This is a genomic window from Verminephrobacter aporrectodeae subsp. tuberculatae At4 (assembly GCF_000193225.1).
Lineage (GTDB): Bacteria > Pseudomonadota > Gammaproteobacteria > Burkholderiales > Burkholderiaceae_C > Acidovorax > Acidovorax aporrectodeae.
This window is the reverse complement of the sequence record NZ_AFAL01000741.1, coordinates 1-1,930: the sequence shown is the minus strand read 5'-3', so window position 1 is coordinate 1,930 and position 1,930 is coordinate 1. Positions and strand designations below refer to the sequence as shown.

At 70.9% G+C, this 1,930-nt stretch carries 2 protein-coding genes; both read left to right on the top strand.

Annotation, left to right across the window (positions count from 1 at the left end; all coding sequences use genetic code 11):
* The first annotated feature begins 350 nt into the window (after positions 1-350).
* The gene (locus VTU_RS0120990; protein WP_029554629.1) at positions 351-1,712 is read left to right on the top strand and encodes an SWIM zinc finger family protein; all 1,362 of its coding nucleotides are present in this window, start codon (positions 351-353) and stop codon (positions 1,710-1,712) included.
* Positions 1,709-1,930: hypothetical protein (locus VTU_RS29095; protein ID WP_010108341.1), on the top strand; the 222-nt coding region annotated here is incomplete at its 3' end. The genes VTU_RS0120990 and VTU_RS29095, both read left to right, overlap by 4 nt.

The window sequence follows — 1,930 nt, the reverse complement described above, 5'->3', positions numbered from 1 at the left end:
CATCGCGCGCGCCATGCCGCAGGGCGACATCCTCGGCTTTGCGCCGCCGCTGTGCCTGACGCGGCAGGAGGCCGACACCGTCGTCGATGCCACGCGCAAGGCGATCGCGCAGGTCATGGCCGAGCGCTGACCGGGCGGACTGGTAACGCGGTCGCGATCCCGCCGCGTATCGCCAGTCCCCAGGGATCGTTTGCAAAATATCGAAACCTCCGCGCGCGCCCCGAATGGGGTCGGCGCGGGGGTCCGGCAGTTACGCGCATGGCATATCATTTGCGCAGGCTCGTGCCCCCTCTGCGGGCATGGCCCTGGCCCCACCCTTTCCCGAGAACTCCAAAAAAAACCTTCGCCCCATGCAACTGACCGCGCAATCCGTCCTGAGTCTGGCCCCGGACGAGGCCTCGGCCAAGGCCGCCAAGGGGCTTTTGGCGCCGGGCAAGTGGGGATCGAGCCTGGGATCGAGCGAACGCGCGGTGTGGGGCGCCTGCCAGGGGAGCGGGGCCAAGCCGTATCAAACCCAGGTCGACGTCACGGGGGCCGCGCCAACGTTCAAGTGCTCCTGCCCAAGCCGCAAATTTCCCTGCAAGCACGGCCTGGCGCTGATGCTGCTGCGCGCCGATTGCGCGAACCTTTTCGCCTCCGTCCAGGAACCGCAGTGGGTCTGCGACTGGCTTGACTCGCGCAAGGAGCGCGCGCAAAGAAAGCAGGACAGGACCGATGCCATTGCGCTGGATCCGCAGGCGGCAGCGGCTGCGCAGGCGGCTTTGGCCAAGCGCGAGGGCGAGCGCTGGAAGCGCATCGAGGCCGGCGCCGACGATCTCGAGCGCTTTCTCATGGACCGGATTGCGCAGGGCCTGGCCACCCTGGAGCGCGGGAATCTCGAAGCCTGGAACCAGTTGGCTGCGCGCATGGTCGATGCGCAGGCTCCCGGACTCGGGGAGCTCCTGTGCCGCGCGGCCGCCGCCGTGGGAGTCGGCCCGCAATGGCCCGCCGCGGTGCTGGCCCTGATGGGGCGGATGCAGTTGTGCATCGACGCGCTGCGCCATCGGGAAGACCTGCCCGGCCACCTCGTCTGCGACCTCCAGGCTGCGCTCGGCTGGGCCGCCGACTCCGACGCCGCCCTGGCGCAGGGCGAGCGCGTCGAGGACACCTGGCTGGTCGTTGGCTGCGTCGTCCAGGAGCGTGCGCAGCGGCTCAGCGAGCGGCGCGTGTGGCTCTACGGCGCGCGTTCCGGGCGCAGGGCGCTGGTGCTTGATTTCAGCCACAACGGCCGGGGCTTCGAGACCCATTGGCCCCTCGGCTGCGGCGTGCGCACGACGCTCGCGTTCTACCCCGGGGCAAGCCCGCTGCGCGCCCTCCCCTGCGCCGCGGTCGAAGCCGCGCAAACACCGGCCTGGCCCCATTTGCCGTCGTCCGGCGAGTGGCAGCTGGCGGCGAATCAGCTGGCGGCGAATCCCTTCGCGCCGCTGTCGCTGGTGCTTTTGCCCAAGGTCGCCGCGGCGCGCCATGAGGACCGTTGGTGGCTGCACATGCTCGACAGCGACCCCGGGCGCGCCGTCCCCCTGGAGACCCGCACGGACTGGGCCTGGGACCTGCTGGCGCTGACCCATGGGCTGCCCGCACAGCTGGCCGGCGAGTGGGACGGTCAGGTCCTGCGACCGAGCTGCGCGCGCTCTCCGGAAGGGTTTCTGACATTTGCCGATCGGATCGCATGAACCCGGACATCCTGCTGGACTGCGCGCTCCCGGGCACGGACCGGGCACCCGGCCTGCCGACCTTTGAGGGCGGCGGCAGCGTCGCGCATTTCCTCGCCCAGGTCAGCCGGGCGCAGCAGCCGCCCGCGCTGAAGTTGCTGCGCAGCGCGGCCATCCTCGGCGTGTGCGGGCGTGCGGGATTCGAGCCCCCGCTGCGCGACGTGCCCCCCTTGGCAGAC